Origin of the sequence: uncultured Empedobacter sp., assembly GCF_937930195.1 — a bacterium.
GTDB lineage: Bacteria > Bacteroidota > Bacteroidia > Flavobacteriales > Weeksellaceae > Empedobacter > Empedobacter stercoris.
Window position 1 is genome coordinate 1 of record NZ_CALGVK010000197.1, and the last position, 3698, is coordinate 3698.

At 34.8% G+C, this 3698-nt stretch carries 3 protein-coding genes; 1 reads left to right on the top strand and 2 read right to left on the bottom strand.

Annotated elements, in window-relative coordinates; genetic code table 11:
• Nucleotides 1-37: 37 nt before the first annotated feature.
• Nucleotides 38-1510, bottom strand: a complete 1473-nt coding sequence (cysS, locus tag Q0616_RS11810; protein ID WP_171623368.1) for a cysteine--tRNA ligase — start codon at nucleotides 1508-1510, stop codon at nucleotides 38-40.
• An 18-nt stretch (nucleotides 1511-1528) separates the two neighbouring features.
• Entirely contained in the window at nucleotides 1529-2206 is a 678-nt protein-coding gene (gene folE / locus Q0616_RS11815) for a GTP cyclohydrolase I FolE (protein WP_171623367.1), read from the bottom strand.
• A gap of 137 nt (nucleotides 2207-2343) precedes the next feature.
• Here folE and hutH point away from each other — a divergent pair.
• The coding region (gene hutH / locus Q0616_RS11820) for a histidine ammonia-lyase (RefSeq protein WP_298777091.1) at nucleotides 2344-3698 on the top strand (1355 nt) is incomplete at its 3' end.

Here is a 3698-nt window from a genome sequence, read left to right on the forward strand (position 1 = left end):
GGTTATATATTAATAAATAATAAATTATTCTGCTTTATCAAAAAGAATAAGTAGTACCTTCTGCTCCATCTTTTAGTTGAATTCCTAAATCACTTAATTGATCACGAATTTGGTCAGATAAAGCCCAATTTTTATCTACACGTGCTTGATTACGCATTTCGATTAGCATTTTTACAACACCATCTAATTTATCAGAACTTTCATTAACAGCTTCAGTATCTAAACCTAAAACATCATGAACAAAACCATTCATAATCGCTTTCAAGCGTTCTAAATCTTCTGTTGTAATATTTTCGAAACTATCTTTGATTGAGTTGATCATTTTCACGGCATCAAATAAATGAGCGATCATAATTGGCGTGTTGAAATCATCATCCATTGCAGTATATAATTTCGCTTCCAACTCATCAATGTTAACAGTAGATATTTTTTTTGGTGTAATATTTTCTAACGTTTTTAAGGCTTCAACCAAACGGTTATACCCTTTTTCCGAAGCCAACATCGCTTCATTCGAAATATCTAACACACTGCGGTAATGCGCTTGTAAAAAACAAAAACGAACGACACTTGGATGAAACGCTTTTTCGAAAAAGTTATTTTCGCCATTTACCAATTGCATTGGCAAGATGTAATTCCCTGTCGATTTACTCATACGTTGTCCATTCATCGTCAACATATTAGCGTGCATCCAATATTTTACTGGTTCGTGGCCATTAGAACCTTTTGCTTGTGCAATTTCACATTCGTGGTGAGGGAATTTAAGATCCATTCCTCCTCCATGAATATCGAAAAAGTCACCAAGATATTTTGTACTCATCACTGTACATTCTAAGTGCCAACCCGGAAAACCATCTCCCCAAGGCGAAGCCCAACGCATAATGTGAGCAGGCGAAGCATTTTTCCAAAGTGCAAAATCTACTGGATTTTTCTTCTCTCCTTGTCCGTCTAAATCTCTTGTGTTATTGATTAACTCTTCGATATTACGGTTACTTAACTCACCATAATTAAGTCCTTTTTTGTTGTATGCTTCTACATCAAAATAAACTGATCCGTTTACCTCGTAAGCTAAACCTAAATCGATTAATTTTTCTGTTAAAGCAATTTGTTCTAAAATATGTCCTGTTGCTGTAGGTTCGATTGTTGGAGGTAGTAAATTAAATTTTTCTAAAACTTGATGAAAATCTACCGTGTACTTTTGCACGATTTCCATTGGTTCTAATTTCTCTAATTTTGATTGTTTTACAAAACGATCATTTTCTACATTTCCGTCATCTGTTAAATGTCCCGCATCAGTAATATTACGAACGTAACGCACTTTGTAACCCAAAAATTTTAGGTAACGATAAATCATATCAAACGACATAAATGTACGTACATTTCCTAAATGCACATTACTGTAAACCGTTGGACCACAAACATACATTCCAACATTATCTTGATTGATTGGTTCGAATGTTTCTTTCTGTCCCGTTAAGGAATTATGTAATTTTAATTGATTTTCTTTTACCATTTTATAGGATTTATAGTTTTAAACATTGAAAGGAGTTTTCATTCCGATATACGAAATAAACTCTTTTCTTAATTGCTCACTTTCTTTAAAAGCTCCACCAAATTCAGCTGTTACTGTACTTGATTCGATATCTTTGATTCCGCGCGAATTGACACACAAATGTTTCGCATCAATAATACATGCGACATCGTCTGTCCCCAAAGCATCTTGCATCGCTTTCACAATTTGCATTGTCAAACGCTCTTGTACTTGTGGACGTTTTGCATAATATTCTACAATACGATTCATTTTAGACAAACCGATTACTTTCCCTTTCGAGATGTAACCAACATGTGCACGACCAACGATTGGTAAAAAGTGATGTTCGCAAGTCGAATAAACCACGATATCCTTTTCAACCAGCATTTGATTGTAGTTATATTTATTTTCGAAAGTTGACATTCCAGGCTTACGCTCTGGTAATAAACCACCAAAAATCTCTTTTACGAACATTTTCGCAACACGTTTTGGCGTTCCTTTCAAACTATCATCTGTTAAATCTAAGCCTAAAGTTTCCATGATATTACGGAAATCCGCTTCAATCTTTTCCACTTTTTCTTCAGCAGACAACTCAAATGCATCAGCTCTCAAAGGCGTTTCTAAGTTTGCTGACATATGGTCGTCCCCCATTTCGTCATGAAGATGTTTATCACACATTACATAAAAATTTCTGCAAATTTATAAAAGTTAGTCATATAAAACCTTATCAAACCTCAATTATTCAATTGAAATGATTTCTATCTTTTATCAAATCAATGAAAAGATTATCTTTGATGTATCACAAAATCGAAAAAATGATTAAGAAAACTTACGGTATCGATTTTCTTTCGTTCGAGGATTACAAAGGAATCAAAGAAGGAAATATCGAAATTGAGCTTAACGAAGCAAGTAAAGAACAAATCTTAAAATCTCAACAAAACGTTGCTAAAATAGTTGCTTCTGGACAAACAGTTTATGGAATAAACACTGGTTTTGGACCTCTTTGCGACACAAAAATATCTGAAGCAGAAACGCGTCAACTTCAACACAATCTATTAATCAGTCATGCAGTTGGTGTGGGAAATCCGATTAAGAAAGAAATTTCTAAAACCATGTTAATTGCAAAAGCACATGCTTTATCAAAAGGCTATTCAGGTGTGACTTTAGATGTGGTGGAACGAATTTTAGTAATGGTTGAAAAAGACATTATTCCAGTTGTTCCAGAAAAAGGATCCGTTGGTGCATCTGGAGATTTAGCTCCTTTATCACATTTATTTTTACCCTTAATCGGCGAAGGAAAAGTTTGGGATGGCGATACAATTGTTTCGACAAAAGAAGCTTTAGCCAAACATAATCTACAACCATTAAACTTATCCGCAAAAGAAGGTTTAGGATTAATCAATGGAACACAATTCATCTTATCTCATGCCTTACACGGATTAGAGAAATTTGAATATTTATTGAATTTAGCTGACGTCGCAGGCGCTTTATCATTAGAAGCTTACGAAGGTTCGCCTCGTCCATTCGAAGAAGAATTACACCAAGTTCGCCCATTCAAAGGAACATTGTTGGTTGCAGAACGTATGAGAAATTTATTAAAAGGTTCTGAAATTGCTTTCTCTCATGCAGAATGTGGTCGTGTACAAGACCCCTATTCGTTGCGTTGCATGCCACAAGTTCATGGCGCGTCACGAAATGCATTTTTCCATTTACAAGAATTAGCTGAAATCGAATTAAATTCTGTTACGGATAATCCAATCGTTGTTTCGGATAAAGATGCTATTTCAGGTGGAAACTTTCACGGACAACCATTAGCAATGGTGTTAGATTATGCGACAATTGCTGCTTCTGAATTAGGAAACATTTCGGATCGTCGTCAATATTTATTAATCGAAGGAAAATATGGATTACCAAAATTATTGACAGAAAGTTCTGGGTTAAATTCTGGATTTATGATTCCTCAATACACTTCTGCCGCGCTTTGTACAGAAAACAAAACGTTGTGTTTCCCTGCATCTGCTGATAGTATTCCAACATCTTTAGGACAAGAAGATCACGTTTCAATGGGAAGTATTTCTGGACGAAAATTCAACCAAGTTTTAGATAATGTAGAACGTATTTTAGCAATCGAATTAATGTACGCTTGTCAAGGTTTAGAATTTAGAAGACC